This window comes from Bifidobacterium apri, assembly GCF_009299485.1.
Lineage (GTDB): Bacteria > Actinomycetota > Actinomycetes > Actinomycetales > Bifidobacteriaceae > Bifidobacterium > Bifidobacterium apri.
Genome location: NZ_WBSO01000016.1, coordinates 1 through 24,064 on the forward strand (window position 1 = coordinate 1; position 24,064 = coordinate 24,064).

The 24,064-nt window shown below is 55.0% G+C and carries 19 protein-coding genes, 1 tRNA gene and 2 pseudogenes; 4 read left to right on the forward strand and 18 right to left on the reverse strand.

All coding sequences use genetic code 11. The annotated features are described in order from the left end of the window. Window positions 1-386: 386 nt before the first annotated feature. The 4 genes and pseudogenes from DSM100238_RS08100 to DSM100238_RS09580 form a co-directional block, all read right to left on the reverse strand. Window positions 387-2,984 carry a zinc ribbon domain-containing protein gene (locus tag DSM100238_RS08100; protein ID WP_240812410.1) on the reverse strand — a complete coding sequence of 866 codons (2,598 nt, stop codon included), beginning with the start codon at window positions 2,982-2,984 and terminating at the stop codon, window positions 387-389. A gap of 270 nt (window positions 2,985-3,254) precedes the next feature. After that, a pseudogene (locus tag DSM100238_RS09720) lies at window positions 3,255-3,320 on the reverse strand (zinc-ribbon domain-containing protein); the annotation flags it as partial. Window positions 3,321-3,443: 123 nt separating this feature from the next. Next, a complete protein-coding gene (locus DSM100238_RS08105; RefSeq protein WP_167511115.1) occupies window positions 3,444-4,355 on the reverse strand; it encodes a serine hydrolase in 912 nt (303 codons plus the stop codon). A gap of 138 nt (window positions 4,356-4,493) precedes the next feature. Beyond that, window positions 4,494-5,087, reverse strand: coding sequence for a serine hydrolase (locus DSM100238_RS09580; protein ID WP_240812411.1), 594 nt, complete (start codon window positions 5,085-5,087; stop codon window positions 4,494-4,496). Window positions 5,088-5,103: 16 nt separating this feature from the next. On the opposite strand from DSM100238_RS09580, the gene DSM100238_RS09585 reads away from it, so the two are divergent. Continuing rightward, window positions 5,104-5,286 (forward strand): hypothetical protein, encoded by a 183-nt coding sequence (locus DSM100238_RS09585; protein ID WP_240812412.1) that lies wholly within the window; start codon window positions 5,104-5,106, stop codon window positions 5,284-5,286. Window positions 5,287-5,759: 473 nt separating this feature from the next. Here DSM100238_RS09585 and DSM100238_RS09725 read toward each other — a convergent pair. The 11 genes and pseudogenes from DSM100238_RS09725 to hisC all read right to left on the reverse strand — a co-directional run. Continuing rightward, window positions 5,760-6,140 (reverse strand): annotated as a pseudogene (locus tag DSM100238_RS09725) (zinc ribbon domain-containing protein); the annotation flags it as partial. Window positions 6,141-6,336: 196 nt separating this feature from the next. Further along, window positions 6,337-6,537, reverse strand: coding sequence for a hypothetical protein (locus DSM100238_RS08115; protein ID WP_152356167.1), 201 nt, complete (start codon window positions 6,535-6,537; stop codon window positions 6,337-6,339). Next, window positions 6,527-6,724, reverse strand: coding sequence for a hypothetical protein (locus tag DSM100238_RS08120; protein WP_152356168.1), 198 nt, complete (start codon window positions 6,722-6,724; stop codon window positions 6,527-6,529). Before DSM100238_RS08120 ends, DSM100238_RS08115 begins: the two co-directional genes overlap by 11 nt. A gap of 229 nt (window positions 6,725-6,953) precedes the next feature. After that, window positions 6,954-8,018, reverse strand: coding sequence for a hypothetical protein (locus DSM100238_RS08125; RefSeq protein WP_152356169.1), 1,065 nt, complete (start codon window positions 8,016-8,018; stop codon window positions 6,954-6,956). Further along, window positions 8,002-9,273 (reverse strand): SWIM zinc finger family protein, encoded by a 1,272-nt coding sequence (locus DSM100238_RS08130; RefSeq protein WP_167511116.1) that lies wholly within the window; start codon window positions 9,271-9,273, stop codon window positions 8,002-8,004. The genes DSM100238_RS08125 and DSM100238_RS08130 overlap by 17 nt, the downstream gene beginning before the upstream one ends. 688 nt (window positions 9,274-9,961) lie before the next feature. Further along, window positions 9,962-10,519: an Lrp/AsnC family transcriptional regulator gene (locus DSM100238_RS08135; RefSeq protein WP_240812413.1), complete on the reverse strand. Its 558-nt coding sequence runs from the start codon at window positions 10,517-10,519 to the stop codon at window positions 9,962-9,964. 84 nt (window positions 10,520-10,603) lie between these two features. After that, the gene (locus DSM100238_RS08140) at window positions 10,604-12,115 is read right to left on the reverse strand and encodes an ABC transporter permease/substrate-binding protein (protein ID WP_167511117.1); all 1,512 of its coding nucleotides are present in this window, start codon (window positions 12,113-12,115) and stop codon (window positions 10,604-10,606) included. Window positions 12,116-12,192: 77 nt separating this feature from the next. Next, window positions 12,193-13,074, reverse strand: coding sequence for an ATP-binding cassette domain-containing protein (locus DSM100238_RS08145; protein WP_101452627.1), 882 nt, complete (start codon window positions 13,072-13,074; stop codon window positions 12,193-12,195). A 72-nt stretch (window positions 13,075-13,146) separates the two neighbouring features. Then, complete coding sequence (locus DSM100238_RS08150) at window positions 13,147-14,157, reverse strand: NAD(P)-dependent oxidoreductase (protein ID WP_152356172.1); 1,011 nt, start codon at window positions 14,155-14,157, stop codon at window positions 13,147-13,149. A 143-nt stretch (window positions 14,158-14,300) separates the two neighbouring features. Then, window positions 14,301-15,629, reverse strand: coding sequence for an MFS transporter (locus DSM100238_RS08155; RefSeq protein WP_152356173.1), 1,329 nt, complete (start codon window positions 15,627-15,629; stop codon window positions 14,301-14,303). 33 nt (window positions 15,630-15,662) lie between these two features. Next, window positions 15,663-16,781 carry a histidinol-phosphate transaminase gene (gene hisC, locus DSM100238_RS08160; protein WP_101452630.1) on the reverse strand — a complete coding sequence of 373 codons (1,119 nt, stop codon included), beginning with the start codon at window positions 16,779-16,781 and terminating at the stop codon, window positions 15,663-15,665. A 455-nt stretch (window positions 16,782-17,236) separates the two neighbouring features. On the opposite strand from hisC, the gene DSM100238_RS08165 reads away from it, so the two are divergent. After that, window positions 17,237-18,505 carry an ABC transporter substrate-binding protein gene (locus DSM100238_RS08165; RefSeq protein ID WP_240812414.1) on the forward strand — a complete coding sequence of 423 codons (1,269 nt, stop codon included), beginning with the start codon at window positions 17,237-17,239 and terminating at the stop codon, window positions 18,503-18,505. A 91-nt stretch (window positions 18,506-18,596) separates the two neighbouring features. On the opposite strand, the gene DSM100238_RS08170 is transcribed toward DSM100238_RS08165, so the two are convergent. Next, window positions 18,597-19,538 carry a LysR family transcriptional regulator gene (locus DSM100238_RS08170; RefSeq protein ID WP_167511118.1) on the reverse strand — a complete coding sequence of 314 codons (942 nt, stop codon included), beginning with the start codon at window positions 19,536-19,538 and terminating at the stop codon, window positions 18,597-18,599. A 202-nt stretch (window positions 19,539-19,740) separates the two neighbouring features. Here DSM100238_RS08170 and DSM100238_RS08175 point away from each other — a divergent pair, with 202 nt between their 5' ends. Together DSM100238_RS08175 and cysE are read left to right on the forward strand one after the other, a co-directional pair. Then, window positions 19,741-21,075: an aspartate aminotransferase family protein gene (locus tag DSM100238_RS08175; protein ID WP_101452632.1), complete on the forward strand. Its 1,335-nt coding sequence runs from the start codon at window positions 19,741-19,743 to the stop codon at window positions 21,073-21,075. A gap of 153 nt (window positions 21,076-21,228) precedes the next feature. Continuing rightward, window positions 21,229-21,792, forward strand: a complete 564-nt coding sequence (gene cysE / locus DSM100238_RS08180) for a serine O-acetyltransferase (RefSeq protein WP_101452691.1) — start codon at window positions 21,229-21,231, stop codon at window positions 21,790-21,792. Between the two features lie 609 nt (window positions 21,793-22,401). Here the strand turns inward: cysE and DSM100238_RS08185 are convergent. Together DSM100238_RS08185 and tsaD are read right to left on the reverse strand one after the other, a co-directional pair. Then, a tRNA-Asn gene (locus DSM100238_RS08185) sits at window positions 22,402-22,474 on the reverse strand. A 525-nt stretch (window positions 22,475-22,999) separates the two neighbouring features. Then, on the reverse strand, window positions 23,000-24,043 hold the full coding sequence (gene tsaD / locus DSM100238_RS08190; RefSeq protein ID WP_015451230.1) for a tRNA (adenosine(37)-N6)-threonylcarbamoyltransferase complex transferase subunit TsaD: 1,044 nt from the start codon (window positions 24,041-24,043) through the stop codon (window positions 23,000-23,002). Window positions 24,044-24,064 lie beyond the last annotated feature (21 nt).

Genomic DNA, 24,064 nt, shown 5'->3' on the forward strand with positions numbered 1-24,064 from the left:
CAACCACGCAAACCAACCCCACACCACACACCCCCAAAACCCCACAAAACCAACCAAACACCGGCGTGTCGAAAACACACCCAACAACCACACCAGAACACCAACACAACCCAAATACAAACCACAAACACCAAAAACACACGTCACATCCAATCCACACCACACACCCAACAATCAACCGACACCCGCCAACCACCATCCAACCCACCACCCAAACCCGCGGTTCCACAAGCCACCACCCACCACAACATGCCACCAAACACAAACAAACAGACGGCAGGGTCCCAATCCACAGCATTGCACTCTGGATCGGGACCCTGCCGTCTGCGATACATACGCAGGAAGCGATTACTTCCTTATGACAATCGCATTGATATCAATCACGCCTAATCGGCATCTTCGAACGTGATATCAGGTTTACCGTTATCGATGGTTACACTCCCTGACAAGCCAAATGAATAATCATCTGTCTCAGGTGTCCAGGTGTTCTCATCGAACCAATCCTGCTCCTCATAGCTCAGGGTAGCTTTGCCATCTCCGTAACCGGTGCTGAACTCGATTCCGCTGTCAGTGATGCTGATGTCTTTCACTGTGATGGTAGGCAGCTTGGTGACAGTCCACGACATGTTGCGTTGGTCGTCGGTATTGTAGAGCTGCTCGTTCAACAAGCAATCTTCAGAAGTGGGGTCAGTGACCTTTCCGCATTCCCCCATCTTCGTCTTGATAGCATCATTGACCGCAGAAACCAGCTTGTCGGTCGCCGTTACCTTGATTTGCGCTACTGCGGTGGATGTCGAGGAACCGCCCATCACGTATGTGGTCACCGAGGAAGCGGTGATGTAATCACTCTTCGGCAGCGAAACCGTATACGTACCCGGATACACCGCAAACTTGAGGGATCCCGAACTTGAGCTTGAATCCGCGTTCGTCTTGGAAACCTTGACATTGTTTACCAAAACGGTCTTGACCGCACCGGAATCCTCCACAACAATCGAGGACAACAACGGCTTGGATACCACCCACTTCGGGAAGAACAGCATCGTATTGCCGTCTTTATGCAACGACAGCGTATCTTTGGTCGTCGTTCCATGGACAGAATACTCGATCTGAGCCGTCGCCTCAGTGCCGTTGACAGACACCGAATCGACTTTCGGAGACGACAGGGCATTCTTGCCGTTAGCCGAGACGGCAGAAGTCAGCAAAGCCCGCATGTTGGTATCGATGCCAGGATCCACGGTTTTCGATGCCGCATCGTAGTCACCGGAAGACAATTGGCTCAAATACTTGTTGGCAGCGTTCTTGGGATTGAACACCGTCGAAGACAGTGCGCCAATCACCACAGCGAGGACAACAAGAACACCGATTACGATACCGATGATCATCATCGTCTTCTTCGTGTTCGATGACATCGGCTGCGCGGCGGCAGCACCGGGAACGCCAGGTACAGGCGGAGTGGCAGGAGCAGCAGCGGGAGCAGCCATGTGGAACGTCTGCGAATCGTTGCCGGTATTGGCGCTCTGCCCATTGTTCCTTGACTCGACAGGAGCCGCCGGCGAAGGAACGGACGGCGAACCATTGCCCGGAACGTCAGTTGCAGGAACAGCCGGAACAGATGAATGCTGGTTCATCGCACGGTTGTAGTCCAAGACTTCCTGCGGCGTCGGTTTCACTGTGCCGCCGACGATAAACTTCCATAACCCGGGAACAGAGACAATGATGGACGGACCGAAAGTGAGAGCAACAACCTCAACGAGGAAGAACCAGAACGCCACGATCAGGCAAGACCATAATGCCGGCATAACGAACGACGACTCGCTTCCACTGGACAGCGCAGCATACGAGTACACCAGCCAGAACAGTCCTGCAGTCAGTGGTGCTTTCCATGAATGTTGCCACCCGGCATAAGCGGGGTCATACATGTTGCGGGCGGCTTCCCGAAGGCCGAGATACAGGACGGCGATGACGACCACGAGCACATACAGCCAGAGCCACCCCGATCCGCTCATCGATGAGAGGTTACCGGAACCGCCAAGAAGACCATAGCTTGTTCCATCAGCCTCGCCGTATTCGGCAACCGCGCCTAGAGAACCGAGACTGAATAATTGCCCAGCAATCAGAGGAAGCGCTGCCGGGAAGAGAAGAATTGATGCCGCTTCATTTGCATGGATTGCGACAATGACATACAGCACCAATGCGATAGCGAGCGAGACAATGCTGAACAGCAGCAATGTCTCGGCGAATGTCCGAACGAAGCCACGGGCACGCTGGAACCACAAATGCATAGCGGAAAATACATTCGAGGCGTCAGGCGTGATTTGCGCGAGAGCATAACCAATGAGAGCCCCACCCGCTGCAAACAGGAACGCCATGAAGAAGGTGCGGACGGTTGTTCCGCTTACGGTGACTCTGGAAACCTGGAAGCGGCCAATCAACGCGAGCAGTTCATACACAATACCGGCGGCGACGCCGACGACTGCAGCAGTTGCGATGCCCATCCACCTGAAGTGGATTGTGTTTTTCCTGCCGAACAGATATACACCAAAAGCGACACCCAGCAAGAGGGCGAATCCAGAGAATCCCGCACCCTGCCAGGCGAATGCCTCCGATGAGAACGAGAACAATCCGTCACCCTGATAGGAAATGGAGAATCCGCCGGCGACACCTTGGATCATGAAGAAGAGGATGGATTGCAAGATATTCATGTCTTGGGAGCCACCGAGCAGACTTGAGGATAACATCGATCCGAAGGGACCAGAATCATCCGAAATCTGGCTCAACGCCGAAGAAGATACTGCGAGCGCAAGTATCGCGGTGACGATCGATACTACGAACGCTGAAGCGACACCAATGCCGAGACCGGCTCCACCGCTGCGTGCGAGACCTTCCATATCGATCGGTTGCACAGGCTTTTGCACTTGTTTCGGCGGCATCTGCGGAGGGACAGCCGGCTGAGCACCAGCTTGAGCGAACTGCGGCTGTGGCATTGCCGGAATCGCAGGACCGGGTACAGGAACTTGTTGCGTCGGATTCGAAGCGACAGGCGCTGACGGCCCTGCTGTGGGCTGGAACGCTGCCGGTGTTGCCGGCGCACCCTGGTTCTGTGCTGTGTTTGGCATAGCCGCTGACCGTGCAGATGCAGGCGTTGGCGCTTGTGGGATTTCTGGCGCGGGAACCGGTTGATTCGACGCGGCGGTACTCGATCCGGGCAGTGGAACTGTTTGTGACGCGATGTTCCTCTGTGATGGCGCCAGCTGTGTACCGCACTGATTGCAGAATTTTGCGTCGTCAGCGACATTGCTGCCACATTGAGGACAATACATGGGGGCATCCTTTCTTCTCTCTAGCTTTCCGCCGAATCATCACGATGAAAAGCGTGCATGCCTTCACTTATCATCATACCGGTGACAACCGGAAATCCGCTAATTGAACCTCCATACGTCTTGCTACTGCAATACCGTCCAAGTACTTGCGGAAATATCACGGATATGTGCTTGTGCCGTGCTCGATGAGCTGATGTTTTCGCTCATGACGGCGATGACATAGTCGCCTTGACCCGGCTGGGATCCGGCGATGCTGCTGCCGTCATTGGACGCGAACACCATTGCCGAATCGTTCTCGACTCCCGGGCTTTCTCCGGTCTTGTTCGCGACACTGATATTCGACGGCAGGCCTGCGGGGATTTTACTGCGCCGTTGCTGGTTGAGCATCAGGTTGATCATCCGCTGGCTATATTCAGCGGAAACCAATTGGCCTCGACAAGCAGCGGCGAGGAGGCGACCTTGGTCATCCACCGATGTCTGTTTGCCGGTGGTGCCCGTCAAATCCCCCATCCGTTGATTCAGATGCGATTGGGAAAACCCGTATTGCTTCGCAATGGAATTCACAACATCATATCCGGCTTCGGTATTTCCGCCGCCAAGTTGATCGACCAGGGTATTCGTCGCTTCGTTCGAGCTGATCGTGATCATTTGTGTCAGGAGGTTGTCAACGGAGGCGCTATCTTGGAATGCCCCGTCATGTATGCGCTGGAATACGGCGAGCATGACCATCAGTTTGATGACACTCGCTGAATACTGCTGGTGACTGTTGATGCTGATAGACGCACCTGTCGGCAGATCTTCGACGTACACCTGCCAGTGGCCGTCATACCCTGAGATTTTCTGTTGCAATTGGGCGGATAATGAGTCCAGCGTCTTCTGCCTGTCAAGCTTGGCTTGCTCCTGCGCATCGGGGGTATTCGTCGAAGTCGGCTGGGATTGCCGCTGCCGCGCAGTCTTGGAAGTCTTGGGAGAGGAAGAAGCCCGGGCTGTCGAATGCGAAGACACGGACTGGGACTGCGCTGTTTGGCGTGACACGCTAGTATGCATGACTGTCGCAGACACCACACCTGCAACGCCGACCAACACAATGCCAACGACGGCAGCGACAACGCCCAGGATTATGCGCCGATTGGATTTTCCTCTGGCGGGTGCTGAATGCCGAGCCACAGGAACTCACTTTCCGGAAACGAACATCTTCTGCCAGACTTGTTTGAGCACATTCGACGTCAAGGATGCCGCCTGCTCTTTGGTCTGGCCTTCAGTGAGCACAACCACAACGACTTTCTTCGAACCGTTGGATACCACCATGAAGTAGTCGTACGCATCACCGACGCCCATACCGCGATGTGCATGCACGGTAGCGCCATCAGGCACGACGACACCGTCCGATGTCACGTTATAGCTCAGGAGACCGTCCTCGCCCTTGGCGATGAGTTGCGTCAGCATTTTCGCGGCATCATCCGAGGACGTCGTATTGTTATAGCCGTTTTCGGAAGCGTTCACATCACCGTAAAGGTGTCCGAAACGCGTTTCGTTATAATCATGAGCGCTGAGCCAGCTGTTAAGCATATCCATGCCGCCGTCGCGGTCGATGAGCTCATTCGCTTTGTCGTTATCCATGGAGGACAACACCGACTGGTATCCGCCGGCGGGACTTCCACCAACCAAATCGTAATATGCGAGCCACGGCGGCAAATACAATCCGGCAGCGTTCATCGAATATGAGGCTTTGCTCGACGAATAGCTTTTCAGGTTGTCGCTGGTCATCACCGATACAGCCGCATTGCTTGATCCACTGTTATACGTGTCCACGATGGCGTCCATCACCTGCTTGTCCAGCACACGGGAAGCGGTGTCGGATGAGGTCGATTCGGTTGACTTCGCGCTTGGGGACTTCGATTTCTTTGCCGGGCTCTTCGTGCTGCTGCTGTTCGAGCTAGCGCTCGGAGCCGAAGCCCCGGATTGAACCTGCGATTCCTTGGTATTACGGGATCGCCAAACCAGCACTCCCGAGACAATCAGCGCAATGACAACGACACAAGCAACAACAGCCACGACAATACGACGGCTCTTGTCCTTCCCACTGGCATTCGGAACAGTGCCTGAACCATTGAAATCAGCGAAGGTCGGCGCTGCAGGAGTCGGCGTTGGAAGTGTGGGTGGCTGAACAGGCTGCGTAGGCGACACTGGCGCCGGAGCAGGCGTAAATCCCGGTACTGGTGCAGACGGCGAAGTCTGAGACGAAGGCACCGGTGCAATCGGAACTGTTGCCGCGTCGGCATTTGATGATGAAGACGACGGCAACGGCGGCAACGATACGGCAGGTGCCGGTGACGCCGTAGTAGCAGCCGCCTGAGCAATACTTGCCGCAGTGGTACCCGTCTGAACAGTGTCTGGGCTGATGGTTTGCTCAGCAACACCGGAATCGGTTGCAAGCGGCTTACCGCATGTGGTGCAGAAGCGCGACGACAGATCGTTGGAAGCACCACACGCCGGGCATACACGGACATCAGGGTCAGCGGTGGGAGGTTCCTGCGAAGATGTCTCGCCTTTCAGGTTTGCTCCACAACTGGTGCAGAATCGTGACGACGGCTCATTGGAAGCACCACACGCCGGACACACACGAACATCAGGCAGAGCGGCCTGCTTCGGGGCGGGCGTATCAGCTTGTGCAGCGGTCGGTTTCGAAGCCGACGCATCAGGTTGCACAGCAGAAGGCTCATTGCCCTGCGCATCATCCTGGCTGAGACTAGCCCCGCAACCAGTACAGAACTTGTCACTGTCTTCGTTCCATCGGCCGCAAATCATGCAGTATTTCATTGCCGTTCCCTCATTCCCTGCCCCCTCGTATCACACAAATCTGTTCACACATATCTGTGCAAGACGAGCTTGATGTCATCAGTGTATACCGGCGTGCCAACACTCAGATGCACCAGTGCACCCACTGATTGACGATGACAAGACCCGGCCCCAGCTTTAGGAATCGAACGGAAAACGCACGGTTATGCAATGCCGATTAATCGTCGTGGTGTCGCTGCCCACCGTTGGCAGCGACAATAATCACCAGCGCGGAAAGGCCAAGCAGTATGCCCGGCGTCATGCCTTTGATAAACGCGCCGAAATTGCCGCCAATCAGGAGACCGATATACCCGAGAACACCGAAGACAATACCGATGACACCGATGATGAGCAGTGCCTTGCGAATATCATTGTTCATGTTCAACACCTTCCGCTGGCACATCGTCAGACTCTCTTTCGGCGAGAATGATGGCTTTAGCGCTACCTGTCACAGAAAACGACACGACACGATAGCCTTGTGCGGCAAGTTCATTCGCGGCGCGCTCGATCGCCGCAGCCATATCGCTGGCTTTCGGATGATACCCAATTTCAACAGTCTTGTACACGAGATGCAGTCCTCCTGCTGGCAGGCTAAGGCATGAAAATTTACCCGTCGCGAACAGGAGATGGCGGCAAGTTGAACGTCGAGGAAACACCACGAGAGAGGGGAAGCTGGCTAACAGTGCGGGCGGAATATCAGTTAAGGTAACAAGCAGGACTGCCTGTCAGCAAGCAGCATACTGTATTACATTACAGCAATACAGCAATGCGGGCTTGTCACTTGCTGCCCCGCTCTCAGGAAGCGTCATCATCATGCTCCTCGAGCGCATTATCCAGCATCATTTGCAGTTGCGGGCGGCGTGGGTACATCATCCGTAACCGCTCTCGCTCCTGTACCGCGCGGTCACGAGCGCCAAAACGTATGCACTGTCTGAAGATGCACTGAATCTTCGCCCGGTTCTTCTCGGTATCCTCATGGAGCAGATCGCCATCGGCGTCCTGTAACGGATGCATCAGCATCGAGACCACTGCCTCGCGCTGAGATAGAGCCGCAACCGGCGCAAGCGTACTGAACAAAGAATCCCAGTCCTCGACACTATCGCTCATGAGAATCGGCTCGCATCCACCGACGGGAGGTTTCCGCCGACGAAGATAATTCCACGCGGCATCACCCAGTTGCTCTTGGACCAGCAGCTGTTCGTACGAGACATTGCGATTGTCGCGCCCGATGAATACCTTGTTGTCGAATTCTTCGAACAGTTCGACAATGTAATCGCGAGTTTGCGGCCATTCATCGCCAGCGAGGTCCTTCGCCATGGCAAGGTAGCGGTGCGCGGGAACGATATCGGACACAATCGCGTACACTGCGATTCTGAGTAAGCCTTCATTGTCGTCGAAATGCTCATACGCAGCCTCCAATACGTCAAACACTCCTCCGGGCAGGCCATGCCTGGCAATCTCACCCGGGCTTGGAGGGACAGTATTTTCTGCGGTATTGCCAACCTTGCCATCACCGGCAATGCCGCCACCGGTACCCTTGCGATAATCATTCTCGCCAGCGCAAAGCATCGAGTCCAGATCCTGCCGAAAACGCGCATGCCCTGGCACGCCTGGATTTCGCTGCAGCCCATCATGTACGCGCTCAGCTGCGTAGCGCAACGCGGTGGTGACATCCTTCATCCCGAAGTAGCGTTCAAGAATATCTCTGACCGTTTCCCACTGGGGGTCGGTAAGCAGATCCTGCTGGAGAAAACGGTACCCGAACCGGTAGCTCATCGTCGCAGCAAGCAACGATTCCATAGTTCCGTGTGGCCGCTCCTCGATGAAATTCTCATCATGGAAGTCATTGTTCTTGCTCATTGCTCTCCTCATTCCCGCCGTCAGAGTCATCGGTATCTTCATCTGTTGTTTCCAGCTCTTGCTCGCTCTCCGTGACGCCGCAGTACGGTAGCAACCGCGTATGCAACCATTCGCGCTGCGGAAACATGCAAACAATCTGAGTAGCCAATTCATGGGCCAGCTCCTCACCGAACACCGTTTCAATCCTGCTGATCCACGCCGCCACATACCGCACCGAGGCATCGTTATTCACTCGGTAGAACTCCGAATCAGGTTGCAGCAGCATCGTGCACACCCGGTCCTTCCACCGTTCCGGATCGGTTTGCGCCACCAGATCAAGCAGATTCAGCAATACCCGGGGATTCGCATTGTGCCGGCAATATATTGCGGCAGCTTGCGGCAAATGCTCTTCCCGTAGCAATCGTTCATATGCCGGATTGTTTCCGCCATAGGAAATCTCCAGCGAATGCCGGGATGCGAAATCAACGATGGCGTCTCGGTCCTCCTGCCAATGCTCCCCCGAGACCCGGCGAAGCCGTTGCACGTACACCGCTTCGGGCAGGGTGCGGGCCATGAGGATGTACCTGCTGTACATGTGCCGCAGTCCCTCGCGATCACCAAGACGCTCATATGCGGCTTCAAGGAAAGTGAACCAACCGTGAGGCAGCTGTGCAACATCTGTGGGGTGGAACAGCGGAACCAACAACCGCATGTTGGCATTCGTCTGATTGCTCCTCTGGGCAGAAGTCGATGACCGTTTGGTGTATGAATCGTTCGCGCGAATCAACGACACCAAGTGCAACTGTGAATCAGGCAATCCCAAAGCTGTTTCCAGCACGCGGCGAACCGCTTTCCAATCCTCCTCGTCCAGCACGTCCACAGCTTTCCAGCCATTCGCGCCCGGAAACTGATCATTCCAATACCAACGAACGGCCTCTGAAGCGTCGTTCGGGAGAGCGGGACCTGCCTGCAGCTCATCTTGCTGGTCCGCAATCGTCAGAAGCACCGCACCGACATGCTTGCAATACGAGTGTTTCTGGCCATAGGGGCAGGTGCACGCGGCAGACATGACCGCTCCACCGTGAATGCGGATATCGACATCATAGAATCCGAGCGAGCCCGCCACCTGTGCATGCCACAAATCGGTGTCATCCGTGGACTGTCTGATATCGGTGACCATGCCGGCATCACGATACCCATACGCACGGTCGAGAATCCGCTGGTCGAAAAGTGACGAAAAATCCTGAAGTTTGCACGTGTGCTGGCCGTTCCCCATCTTCGCCTCCATCAATGACGCTGACGTTGCGCGTTGATGGATATTGTAGCGGGAGGATTGGATGCGGGTGAGGGTTGTGCACTATTGAAATTTTACAAAAAATCTTCGAAGACTGTTTCAGATACACCTATCATTCAATAACCAAGGTGAGCGGATACAGCAATTGAGATGATCACCAGCTAGGCAACCCTTTCAAATGAATCGTCTTAGAATTTGCAACCTACTATCATCTTTCACCCATTCCATCGGATAATGTGTTGGTGTCTTTGGTTGGTGATTGGGTCATGTTCCCGACAATCGGAAGCCAAGCGGACATGGTACGGCAAAGCGGAATACAATTGCGCCTGGGATGTCTATCTGCAGCACCCGAGCACCTGTCTAATCGCTTATCTATGTACTCAGACACGCGATACCTGAAGTAGTGTCATTGGAAATACGCTGGTCTCCCTCAAAGAATCCGGCATTGCGTAGACAAAGAATGACAATCCAATCCGGAGATATTACAGATAGTCGAGGTGCACACCCCCATACAGCAAATAAGCACTATATTTGCATCAACCCAGGTACGAATCGCGGAAAATTGCAACAGTCACCTTCGCAGCCAACATCGCTATACACCACAACAGGGGACATCACCGTGAATTATTCATGAATGAATAAGGGCGCAGCACATTATAAAGCGCTACTCTCAAAATAAATCACGAAAATACGGCTTGAGAATCACCATGCTTCTCGTGGCTGCAGATACGGTCTTGTGAATAGTGGTCAGTAAATCCTCCAGGGCTTGGGTCGAAGGGACTCGCACCAAGAGCATGTAACTTGGCTCGCCGGAAACCGAATAACAGGAAACCACGCCCTCCAGCTGCCTGAGCAGGTCCGGAGTGACCTCCTCTTTCTCATAATCCAGCGGCAACACCGAGATGAACGCACTGACCCCCAAGCCCACCGCATCATAGTTGACCTGATAACGGCAACCGGTCAAGACTCCACGCCGTTCAAGTTTCTGAATTCGGGACTGCACCGATGATGCCGACAACGACGTGAGTTTAGCCAATTCCGCCAAGGTCGTCCGGCCGTCATGGCGCAGCGTCGAGACAATCACCGCATCAGTGACATCAAATCCCGCATGAAGCAGGGCGGATATCCCATCGTTGGGACGCGGGCTTGCCACCGTGTCTCCGTCTTCACTGGATGTCGTGTAATTGTTCGGCATCTCATTGGCATCCTTCTTTGATGACTTTGACAATGCGCCCTCCTCTGTGACGACGGCTTCGATAAAGCCGCAATACTGTCCCATTCTAGCGGTTCATGACAACGCCGTGAACCGGTCTCAAATCAGATTCTTCTCCTGCAGGAACTTGATGGCCACTTCCTTGGCGGTTTTCCCTTCGACATCGACCTGGTAGTTCATATTCATCATGGAATCGTTATCAAGTACCCCATCAAGGCTTGAAATGACAGTCTTCAATTCCGGATGCTTCCGCAGGACGGCATTACGCGTGATGGATATCGCCTGGTACGGAGGGAAGAAATGGATGTCATCCTCAATCAGTTGCAGATTGAGCTTCTTCACCATGGCATCAGTGGAGTAGGCATCGGTCACATCGATCTTGCCCGATGTGAGCGCCTGATAACGCACATTGCCTTCCAACCCGCTGACCGACGCAAAATCAGCTCCCTGCTTTTCCATCTTCGGCAACAGATCAGAACGTTGCGAGAAGGCTGTCGTGCACCCCAGCCGCAATGAACCCGACTGGGCAATGAGCTGCGATAATTTCGTGACGCCCATTCTGCGTGACGTGTCCTTGGTCATTGCAAGCACATAATCGTTCGTCGACCCGAGAGGCTTGGAGACCGTAGCCTGGTGACTCTCCGCCATGCCATCACGTACCTGCCGATAGACCTTGGCGGTATCCGTAGACAGCTTCTTTTTGAGCACATTGGCAGTGATCACCCCGGTATAGTCCGTGAACGTATCGATAGTGCCCGCATCGAAGGCGGCCATGGTGACCAGCGTCCCGTCAAGATTGAATTTCTCGTTGACTTTGAGATTGGTCTTGTGCTGTATCAGTTGGCTGTAGATGTTGCCAAGGATGATTGCCTCGGTGAAATTCTCCGCCCCCACGGTGACCGTGTCGTCTGGATCGTTGCCGATAGCCGAAACGATACTTGAGGCGCACGGGACGATTAGCGATATGGTCACAGCGACCGCCGCGGCGACGTGACGCATTATACGATGAGCGCGACGTTTGCTTGCTGGTGTGGATCCGACACTCGCAGGCAGGATACCTTCCGGAGTGAGCGCCTGTTCGACCATGCCCAGCACGAAATCAAGCGCAAGAGCGAGAAGACACGCGGGAATAGCACCGAGAAGCACAAGATTGACATCGTTTGCATTCAAGCCGAGATTGATCATCCAGCCAAGCCCGCCTGCACCGGCGAACGCGCCGATGGTCACGGTGCCGACAGCGGTGACCGCGGAGATCCTCACGCCGCTCATAATGTAGGGCACGGCGAGAGGCAGTTGCACATTCCGCAGAATCTGGCCTGAAGACATGCCGATGCCTTCCGCTGCCTTCATGATGCTGGGATTGATGCTTCGCACGCCTACATAAGTGTTCTTGATAATCGGCAGTAATGCGTAGATGATGACCATGATGACCGCTGCGGGTTGCCCGATGCCGACAATGGGCACGAGAATCGCGAGCAGACCGAGGCTTGGAATGGACTGGGTGATGTTTGCCAGTCCGATGACAACAGAGGCGAGCTTCTTATGCCGTGTGATAATGATGCCGAGCGGCACTCCAACGACCAACGATAGCAGGACCGCGCTGGAAGTCATTTGCATGTGCTGGACAAACAACTGCCAAAGTTCGGCATGCCGCTGTGTTGCAACCATCCAGAACTGCGCTATGGCATTCATTGTTCCTCCTTGCATCCAAGTGCCGCCCCAAGGGTTCTCTCCAGATCGCGGGCCCGACCTACGAATTCGCGAACGAAATCACTGGCGGGATGGGCGAGCACCCGGGCAGGGGTGTCGTATTGGACGATTGTGCCATGCTGCAATACGCAGATCCTATCGGCGCATTTGACCGCTTCAGCCATATCATGAGTCACAAATACGATAGTTTTCCGGTATGCGCGATGCAGCTTTACAATCTGGTCCTGCAAATCCGTCCTGGTGATAGGGTCCAAGGCGGAAAATGGCTCATCCATGAGGATGATGTCCGGATCGCATGCGAAAGCCCGCGCGACGCCGACACGTTGCTGTTGTCCACCGGACAGCTGGTTCGGGTAGCTGTCTTTGAGCGATCGGCTGAGCTCCACCATGTCGATCATCTGGTCGACACGTTCCTCGATTTCCTTGCGGGGGCGACCTGACAGTTCCATCATGATGCCGATATTTCGGGCAACACTCATATGAGGGAACAGTCCCCCGCCTTGGATGACATAGCCCATTGAGCGGCGTAAAACGGTTCCGTCCATGGTATTGATGGCTTTTCCGTTGATATATATTCCCCCGGAGTCCACGGGCAGAAGCTTGTTGAGCAGTTGCAGGAGGGTGGTTTTGCCTGATCCCGATGGGCCGATGAGGACAACGAACTCGCCTTGTTCTACGGCCAGATCGATACCGTCAAGTACGAGCTTGTCGCCATAGGATTTCGACACGTGGGACAATGCGATCATCGGCGGGGTCGATCGTACCCGTCCTTCGCCTAAAGAACGGTGGTCCCCGGTCTCTTGTGACGTATCGCGAAGGGACTGCGCCCGTTCGGCATCATCATATGTCGCGTCCATCATCGGCCTCCTCGGATTCAAGGTGTGAATATTCAATGTGCAATCATTCAGTGTGCAATCGTTAATTCGCGATGTTCAACGCGAGTTGACGGACACGTCCACGTCATTGACCATGCGGAACACATCATCTCCTTCACCACGCAGGATATGGATAAGGTTCCGGCATGCAATCCGCTGGCATTCGTACAACGCCTTGTCCGAGTAGAAAGCGCTATGAGGCGTGAGAATCACGTTGTCGCGTCCGACAAGAGGAGAAGCCGCGACACCTGCATCAGACTCGTCCTCCAGCACGTCAAGTCCGGCGCCGAAAATCCTGCCCGAATCCAGCGCACGGACAAGCGCCGCCTCGTCGATAAGCTGTCCACGGGATACATTGACGATAACGGGACGTCGTTGCATCATCGAGAAGGCGTTGTCGTCGAGAATATGCTCGTTTTCTGGTGTCAGCAGCATATTCAGCGTGATGATGTCGCTGGTGCGCAACAGCTCTTCCTTGGACACCAGACGCACTCCCGCATCCGCGGCCGCTTGAGGCGGGCAATATGGGTCGTACGCGATAACAGTCAAGCCGAACGCCTGCGCTCGATGTGCGACCGCACGACCGATCTTGCCCAAACCCATGATGCCGAGCGTCGAATCATCAAGGCGAATCATTCCGCTGGTCGAATTCCAGTCATAGCTGTGACGGTATTCAATCTGGCGATCATAATGCTTCAAGCTCCGGGCGACCGCGAGGACGAGCGCAATGGTGTGTGTCGCCACTTCCTGCGTGCAGTATTCCCCGATGACCGCGACCGCGGTGCCGTGTCGTTGAGCCGCATCGGCATCGACATAGTTGTAACCCGTCGCCTCGATGGAGATGCCCTTCAAGTTCGGCGCCGATTCGATGACGTCCTTGGGGAATTCCAGATAGGATGTCAAGACCCCGTCGGCATCCTTGATCGCGTTCTTCAACGCTTCGTTGTCGCCGTGATGTTCGTAAACCTCGACCTGGGTATTCTCACCGAGGGCTTCAGTGAAGAAACGCCGTTCGAGATCAAGATCACGGTTCAATGGCTCTTTATAATCGCAGATTGCTATTTTCATGTTCGAAGACTCCTAATGGGTATGCGTATTGAGTGATGGCATATGCCGTGCCGTCAGCGATGTGAAATATGCGAGACGGGCATGCGTGTGAGGACTTCGGTCGGAGGCTTGCAAGCCCAGGTGGCGCAAGCCCCGACCTGCCATCATGCGGTTTCTACGCGGCTATTTTCGATAGCGCTGTCATCGATGGCGTTGTCACCAATAGCGCTGTTTTCGACGACTCTCGGCGCGTCCTGTCCCGCCGGATGGGCGAATCGACGGAACAGTACCACGCTGAGCACCGCGATGACCGCGCAGAATGCTGCGAGATACAGGAAGATAGCCGTATAACCGTTGTTGCCACGATTATCGATGAGGCTCCCGAAGAACGGCTGGAGAATGACATCCGGAAGATATCCCACGATTGATGCGATGCCTATGGCCGTGCCTGCTACTTTCACCGGGATGTTGATTTCCTGCATCGAGGAGAACATCACGCCATACAGGCACATGCTGAACAGTCCGGGGATGAGCGTCAGGATGGCGACGAGCCAGCCGTTGGCGTGTGGCCCCGCGAGTACGACAGCCAGAATGGAGATGCCGAGGATGACTGATCCAATCACAAACCATCGTAACGTGGAATGGCACAGTTTGTCCGCGATGAAGCCGCCAACAGGAGCAGCGATGAGCATGACGACATAGGAGCGCACAATCTGCAGATACCCAGATGTTGTGGAATCGAAACCAATGACATCGGTAAGGTATGGGGTGAAGAACGACGAGCAGCTGTACTGCGCGTAAATGCAGAAGAACACGATGGAAATCAGCCACACCGCGGGATTCTTGAGTACTGCCCCGAGGTCGGAGAAGTGGAACCGCTCGCTTTCCGGCGTGGCTGCCTGTTCCTTCGCGCTCGGTTCATCAAGCAGGCCCAGCAGGATGATGGCGGCGAGCGCGACAAAGGTGATCATGACGGCAATGGCCCAGAACATCCCTTGCCTTGCATCGGAAAACCCGTCGAACACTTTCAGCGCGACGGCGTTGGTGATCGCCCCGCCGGCGCCGTTGGCGGCATAGTAGACGCCGTACATAAAGCCCTGCTCATCCTCGGTGCCGATCATGCGTACCGCTTTGAGGATCGCTGACCAGAACACGAAGCCGGAGCCGAACGCGTAGAGCAGCCAGACGACAAGCGCGACAACGTAGTTGAACGTGAACATGAAAATCAGCGCCATCAGCGCAGAGCCCAGGAGTGAGAATACGATGGCCTTCTTGGCGGATATCCTGTCTGCGAGCATACCTCCCGGAATATAGAGGAATATGCAAACGAACGCATACATGGACAGCAGGAAGCCTGACTGGGTGTTCGAGATATGCATGACGTCGAGCATGGCGTCATAGAACACGTATTTGATGTATGGCAGGCAATACACCGCTCCAGCGGAGAATCCGAGCGCGATGAGTGTGAGGTATTTACGAACTGTGGTGTTCATGGTGATCCTTCTTTGGCAAGATTCGGATTGAGGTCAGGCCGCTGCCTGGAGCATTTCGCTGTACACGGCCTTGAATTGTCGGAGGAACTCATCATTCTGTTCGGTGGTACCGATGCTGACCCGCAGATGCTTGTCATACCCCCAACCGGCGCACGGGCGGACGATAACGCCTCTCCGCAGCAGACGTTCGGCAAGTTCATTGGCATCGAATGGTGTCGAGAAGAACAGGAAATTCGCCTGGGAATCAATGCAATCGCAACCGATGGCAGTCAACTCTTGATTCAAGCGGGTTCTGTCCGCCTTCATCAGGTCACAGCAACGCTGGCATTCGGGCAGGTCGTGTTCGAGCAGCGCGACGGCACCCGCAAGACCGGTACGATTCGAGTTGAACGGTTCGCTGACTGTGTCATACCAGTTGACGAATTCAGGATCCGCAAGAAGATAACCGATACGGCCACCGGCGAGACCATAGTATTTCGAGAAGGTCCGCACATCAATGACCTGACGACCTTCACGGATGAAGGAGACCACGTCCGGAAGCAGGTTCTGGTCGGCGAATTCAGCATATGCCTCATCGACGACCAGCCAGCAATCCGTCGGCATCTGGTCGATGAACCATGCGAAGTCCTCACGGTTCACCACTGTGCCAGTCGGATTGTTCGGGTTGCACAGCCACACGATTTTGGTACGCGGTGTCAGCGCCTTGGCGAAATCCTGCAGGCTTATACGATAGTGCTCATCGAGCGGCACTTCCACAACCTTTGCGCCCATGATCTTCGAGATCTCAGGATACAGGCGATAAGACTGCTGCGGGATGATGACTTCGTCGCCATCTTCAAGCAGGGTTTTCGCAATGGAATCGAGCACATTGCCGGCACCATGGCCGAGCGACACCCAGCTAGCATCCTCGAGCCCGAAACGGTCGGCAAGCAGCTCCTTGAGCTTGATGTAATTGCGTTCCGGATAGATATTAATCATTGCGACCTCGTCGCGCATCGCCTCGAGAGCGTGCGGGAACGGGCCGTACATGTTCTCGTTCGATCCGAGCTTGACAACACTGTCCAGCCCATACTCGCGCATGACTTCATCCATGCTCTTGCCGGACACATACTTGCTGCACGAGAACGCAGCCTTACGGATACCATTAACCATCTGTTATCTCCTGCTTGGCGCTAGTGGATACACGAGAGAGTAAAAGTTCCGCAGATGTACGACTATCGACACTTGTGCTACGAACATGTAAACTCAGACTTGAAAACTTGATATTTTCACCGTTCCGCAACCGTTTGCCGCCGTATTTTTTTCTGCCGTTGTGTCCATATGCCGGAATTTTCACTTTATTGCGGAATGGGGTTGAGGCACTATGAGTGCAGTAGGCAGCTAACATAAACCGTTCGGATTCTCCGAACGATACGGGTCAACAGTTCCTGACGGACTTCACCATCGTGTCATAGCAACGAAATCCCCCGATTGCGACATCGGTCTATCGTGAACCCTGAAAGGCCTTCCAAATACAACAAACCGCATTTCCGCGCTTTCCGCCACCGTGCGCGACAAAACACCCGTGATGTCAAAGCAGGAGTGCACACATACGTAAGGAGCCTATCATGCGATCAACGCACCGAATCACAACCCGAGTAATCACAGCAATGCTCTGCACCGCCGCACTAGCCGCGACATGCGGACTGGCCGCCTGCGGGTCGAGCCAAACATCGTCATCAGGGGCCAGCACCTCGAAACGAACGGATTTCGTTCTCGGCGGTTTATTCCCCGAGACCGGTTCCTTGAGCTATGTAGCACCGGCGCAGATGGCAGCGTTCAAACTTGCCGCCCAGGACATCAATGCCGCCGGCGGCGTACTCGGGAAGTCCATCACAACGACTATCGCAGACGTCAGTGACGCCGACCACGCCGACCAGAACACCGCCGGCTTACAGTCAGTACTGTCCAAGAACCCCAGTGTTATCGTGGGCAATCCCTCCAGCGGTGTCGTGAAGAACACATATCACGAGGCCGAAGGATCGAAGGTCGTAATGATCTCCAATGGAGCCACAGCGGCATCGCTATCGGGAATCAGCGATTACTTCTATAGAACCGTCCCGCCGGACACCGTCCAGGGCGCCGTGCTTGCCGATACCATCGCCCAAGACGGCGTGCAGAAGCTGGCCATCGCATGTTTCAACGACGAAGCGGGCAACGGCATCCGCGATGTCGTCGTCAAGCACCTGCAATCAGCTGGCGTGGATATTGTCTATGGCGAGAAGGAGTCATTCGATCCCACAGAGAAGAATTTCTCATCATTGGCGTCTTCCATCAAGGCGTCAAATCCTGATGCAGTCCTGGTCATCACCTTTGACCAAACAGTTCCACTGATCAAAAGCCTGTCTTCTGTCGGAGTAAACACCAAGCATCTGTATTTCTTCGACGGCAACATGTCCGATTATTCGAAGACACTCGACGCCGGCATGCTTGAAGGAGACAAAGGTACGGTTCCGGGAGCCATCGCGACCGCTGAATTCCGCAAACGCCTCAAGACCATCGACTCTTCATTGACAACATATACCTTCAGCGCAGAAACCTATGATGCGGTGGTACTCGCCGCGCTTGCCGCGCAGAAGGGCGGAAGTACAGACAGCGGAACAGTCAAGGACAATCTCGCTTCAGTATCCGGCACGGATGGCGGCACCAAGTGCACAAGTTACCGAGCGTGCATCACCGCATTGAAAAACGGAAAGGATATCACTTACTCAGGGCTCGCAGGAATTGGACCATTCAATACGAAACACGACCCAAGTTCGGCAAGCATCGGAGTATTCACCTACGATGCATCCAATCTGCCACAATTCGACCACTCCCAGACCGGCAAGGTAAGTTGAGCTCCAACCAACAACATGACCAACACTCGCGGCAGGGCAGGATGGCATTGCCAACCCGCCCTGTCTTCATGCCATATTGCAGGGACCGCGACTACCCCATCGCCGCTTCGTCTTCGTTCGTTCCTGTATCATCATCAAGCACTTCAGAAGCATATTGCTCAATCGCCGTCGCCACGGTATGAATGGATTGCACCATCTGTTGCGAAGCCCTTGTCACGATGAACATACGTCTTCTGTGAGCCCGTTCAAGAGGAACTGCGGCGATTCCTCCATGCCTGTCAATCGCCAAGGTGGGCAAAGCACATACCATGCCACACGTAGCCACCGCACACTGCATTGCGGAATAGGAAGTAAACAAACCGCCTACTTTGGGGGAAAAGCCCGCTGCCTTGCACAGACTCTCAACATATCCGGGAAGGTATGCCCCGCCACTCTCCATTGCCCAGACTTCCTCGGACAGATCTTCCACATTCACCACGGTACGTCCGGCAAGCCGGTGCTCGCAAGGCATCAGAATCCTCAGATCATCAACACCCAGTTCATGAATCATTCGGTCATACCTACGCAGGTTGCCGCCCAATCCCAAATATGCGACAACAGCGATGTCAATCTGATGCGAGTCCAAAGCGGGAAGGCTCTCGCTGGGCTCCATCTCCTGCACGAGGATACGAAGATTCGGGTAGCCGGATTGCATCACGGCAACAGACGGGAGCACAATACGTTCCAGTGCGCTAGAGAACGCAGCAATACGTACTGTCCCAGCGATTTCCCCGTTCGTCTTGCCGAGCGAATTGCCGATGTATTCCAGCTGCCCCAGAACAGGCCTTATCCTCGCCGCAAGATCATGTCCGGCTGCAGTGAGACGGACTTGCCTACCGGCACGCTCGAACAGCACGGTCCCCGTCTCGTGTTCCAGGGCATTCAATTGCTGCGAAACCGTGGACTTACTAACATTCATGATCTTCGAGACTTGTTGCATGGTACCCAGCACCTCGAATTGCATGAGTAGCTGCAAACGCCAGACATTCAGCATGCATCCTCCTTCCGCCGGCCGAACCGACGATGAATGCATTGTATGGCAAGTCTGTTGCATCAACCCGTACCGTCAATACCTCTTCGTTCGTATTTTCTGAACATTCTGTTCGGCAATATTCCACGTTGGAAACCACACCGACAAGTCATCATTCCGATACTTGAAGAATCACCGGTACAACAGCACAACGAAAGGACACACCATGACCATCGAACCATTCGAACGCTCCACGGACCCGTGGCATGAAGTGGAACAACATGTCGGGCATTATGGAGCCCCCTATTTCGCCCCCGATATCATCGACCGCGCTGAAGGAAGCTATATATACACGGAGGACGGGCGGAAAATCCTCGATTTCACTTCGGGTCAGATGTGTGCAACGCTGGGCCATAACAACCCGGAAGTCGTCCAGACTATCCGTACGACTATCGGCCGACTCGACCACCTGTATAGCGGCATGTTGTCACGACCATCAATCAACCTGTGCACGCATATTGCGCAAACCCTTCCCGAACCATTGAACAAGGTCATTCCCCTGTCTACAGGATCGGAGGTGAATGAGGCAGCGATCCGCATGGCGAAGACGGTAACCGGCAGGTTCGAAGTCGTCTCGTTCAGCCGATCATGGCACGGCTTGACACAGGCCAGCGCCGCAGCGACGTATTCTTCAGCTCGCAAAGTCGGCGTTCCTTGTGCGCCCGGGCAGTTCGCCATACCCACACCGTACGAGTATCGTCCCGATTTCACCGATGCGGAAGGCAAACTCGACTGGCGAAAGGAACTTGACTTCGGCTTCGACATGGTGGACGCCCAATCATCAGGCAGCCTCGCCGCATGCATCGTCGAACCAATACTGTCCGGCGGCGGCATTCTGGTACCTCCAGACGGATATCTGGCCGAGCTCAAGAAGAAATGCCATGAACGCGGCATGCTCTTGATATTCGATGAAGCGCAGACAGGTTTCGGCCGCACAGGAACATGGTATGGCTTCCAACACGATGGCGTTGTTCCGGATATCCTGACCTTGTCCAAGACACTCGGCGGAGGACTACCCCTTGCGGCGCTAGTCACCAGCGATGAAATCGAGGCAACCGCACGTGAACGCGGGTTCACATTCTACACGTCACACGTCAATGACCCCCTTGTCGCCGCAGTAGGGTGCACAGTGATGAATGTCATCGAACGCGATGACCTTCCGTCCAAAGCAGCACAGAAAGGTGACCGTCTGCATGCAGGACTCCAACGGCTTGTCGAAACGCACGACATAGTCGGTGACGCACGAGGCAGAGGGCTCCTGCAAGGCATTGAAATCGTAAAAGACAAGCAAGGCAAGGAACGCTCCGCCGCTCTTGGTGACCTCATCACCCGCAGATGCTATGAACTCGGACTTCATATGAACATTGTCTGCCTGCCCGGCATGGGCGGCGTATTCCGTATCGCACCTCCTTTGACGGTCAGTGACGCCGAACTTGATGATGGATTGACAATTCTCGACCAAGCGATTTCAGATGTCGAAACAGGACGATACCGCGATTGATGCTTAGCAACGCGATGCACCATTCCAGCCAAGAGGTTAAGCATGACGATGGATTCCCTAGAAACCAAGACTGATACAGCAACAAGGTATTGCAGCAAACAGCGTCACAGTCATAGTAGTATCAGCATCATTGTTCTTGCTAGCACCATCGTCATGCTCGTCTTGCCGTGCACGAGAACCCACACAGCGTCACAGACTGCAAGAGAAGAAATCCAAGCCATACGGGATTACGACCCGTCAGTCACGTCCGACGCCCAGGTTGCGTTCACATACTCCGGACTGCACGCGGTATGGCTTCACCGGCTTGCCCACAGACTATGGATACATAACCATAAGTTCTGTGCACAGATAATTTCCCAGCTTGCCAGAATTCTCACCGGCGTTGAAATCCATCCTGGAGCGAGAATCGGGAAAAGACTTATCATCGACCATGGTACCGGCACGGTGATTGGTGAAACCGCCGTAATCGGCGATGATGTAGTCATCTACCAAGGTGTGACATTGGGAAGCGTTGATAATCACGGAATGCTACGGCACCCGCACATTGGCAATCGCGTATTGATCGGGGCAGGTGCCGCGATACTCGGACATGTCCGCGTGGGCGACGATGCCCGTATCGGCGCGCATGCCGTCGTGCTCGATGACGTCCCATGCCACGCGACGGCGGTGGGAGTGCCCGCGCGCATCGTCGGCAAAGGGAATACGGGCCATCGGTGACATTCAGCCGGGAACCGGCACCACTAGGGGTGCAACTGCTGAATACCGTCGTCGTCCATGGTCCCCTCCGATAAGAAAAATGCCACCCTAGTGTGCTTCAGTGAGAGGCATTGGTGGCTTTTAACATAAATAAAGACTAATCGGTCAAACACCATCGCGTCAAAAGAATACACTCCGTACATGTAGTAGTCTCGACACCATTGAACCACTAGATACATGCGTCGTCATCAAGGTCACCCATGGTACAGGCGGCGGCCATGCGCGGCCCAGCCCGTGCGGATCGACTGCATGCCCGGTTGAGGCGCACCATGCCTGGTGACATGACGGGTTCCACAGGAGCCTGTCGAACGAACAGCTCGCGAGCATCAGAACGGTGACCGGGACGGGGGCCGCTGGATCACGGACTGCGCCGACAGATCCACGCAGGGGTGTAAGGGTTGTGCCGACCTGTTCCATGTCATCGAATGAGGCATATAGGAGTCAAAGAACGGAGCCTAAAGCACCACGTTGTTCCTATACGCCGCAATAACTTTAGTTCCTATATGCCGCCACGGAAGGTGCATGAGGGTGATACGGAAACAGCCCCCGGTGACCCGGGGGCTGATGGAGCTCCTGCGGCTGGGCTTGAACCAGCGACCGTCCGATTAACAGTCGGATGCTCTGCCAACTGAGCTACGCAGGAATATCTGCTTTCGCTTTGTCCGTGGGATTAACTCCCGCGCACAATTGATATATATTACACGCAGCGAGCAGATACGCAAATCGAGCGAGCATTCGGCGTGTCGCCCGTGGTTTCAACGAAAATCGCATCCGGTGCATCAATCGCAACGATTCGACATCATGAAATAAACCCGCTTGCGGTGTGACATCCAATCGCACCGTAGGCGGGTTTATCTGCAAATCAATCGGATGAATCCAATGCCTGTCCTTGTGAGGTCCCACTCACACAACGGCCCATCCGACGGCCGTAATCACCCATTTGGCCAATCCATGCACCACCATGTGAGGATTCACTCACATAACAGCGGATATTTCAATCAGAATTAGCCCCATGACCGGTCAAGACACAATCCATGTGAGGATTGGCTCACACAGAGCCCCGCTGCACAAACAGAACAAGCAGAACAAGCAGAACAAGCAGAAGTCAGTCTCCCAAGCCAATTCCCCGAGCCAAGCCCCCACAATTGTGAGAGTTGCGAGAATCCGTTCACACACTAATCGTCGTCAGCGGCATGGCCGAGTCGATCGGGAAATCCGGGTCGGACGGCTTGACTCCAGCCTCGACCAGATTCACACCAAGCATCGCGACCATCGCCCCGTTGTCTGTGCACAGCTTGATCTGCGGGATACGAACCTCCACCCCGCAACGCTCTCCTTCTTCAAGCAGCTTGGCTCGCAACTGGGAGTTCGCCGAAAAACCACCGCCGACGATCAACGTCTTCGACCCATATTGTTCGCAGCCGTGCATCGCCTTGCGGGCCAACACGCTCGCCACGGAATCCGCCAACGACGCACACACGTCATCCACCGGGATGGCTCGTCCTTCGGCCTGCTGCTCCTCGATCCACCGGGCGACAGCGGTTTTCACACCGGAGAAGCTGAAATCGTACGGATGCTCCCGTCCGGCCTTACCCTGCGTCAACCCTTGGGGCACGCGGATGGCATGCGGATTGCCCTGCTGCGCGTGCCGGTCGATATGCGGGCCACCCGGATACGGGAATCCCAACAGGCGGGCGACCTTGTCGAAGCACTCCCCCGCCGCATCATCGAGCGTGGTGCCAACGACATCAATATGCCGCGCGACATCCTCGACATGCAGCAGTGACGTATGCCCGCCGGAAACAATCAGCGCGAGCGTGTCCGGCGGAAATGCGCCGAATTGCAGCTGCGTAACCGCAATATGCCCGATGACATGATTGATACCGTAAATCGGTTTGTGCGCAGCCCACGCAAGCGCTTTGGCCCCGGAAACCCCGACGGCGAGGCATCCGGCGAGGCCTGGACCTGCGGACACGGCAATAGCGTCGACGTCGGAAAGCTCAAGCCCGGCATCCGCGAGCGCCTGTTGGACGCACGGGACGAAGGCTTCGGCATGAGCGCGTGAGGCGATTTCGGGGATGACTCCGCCGTAGCGCGCATGCTCGTTCATGGATGAGGAGACGACGTTGGAAAGCAGAGTGTTGCCCTGAACGATGGCTGCGGCGGTTTCGTCGCAGGTGGATTCAATGCCGAGAATGGTTGGCTGGTTCATGGTTGATTCCTTTGGATGCTG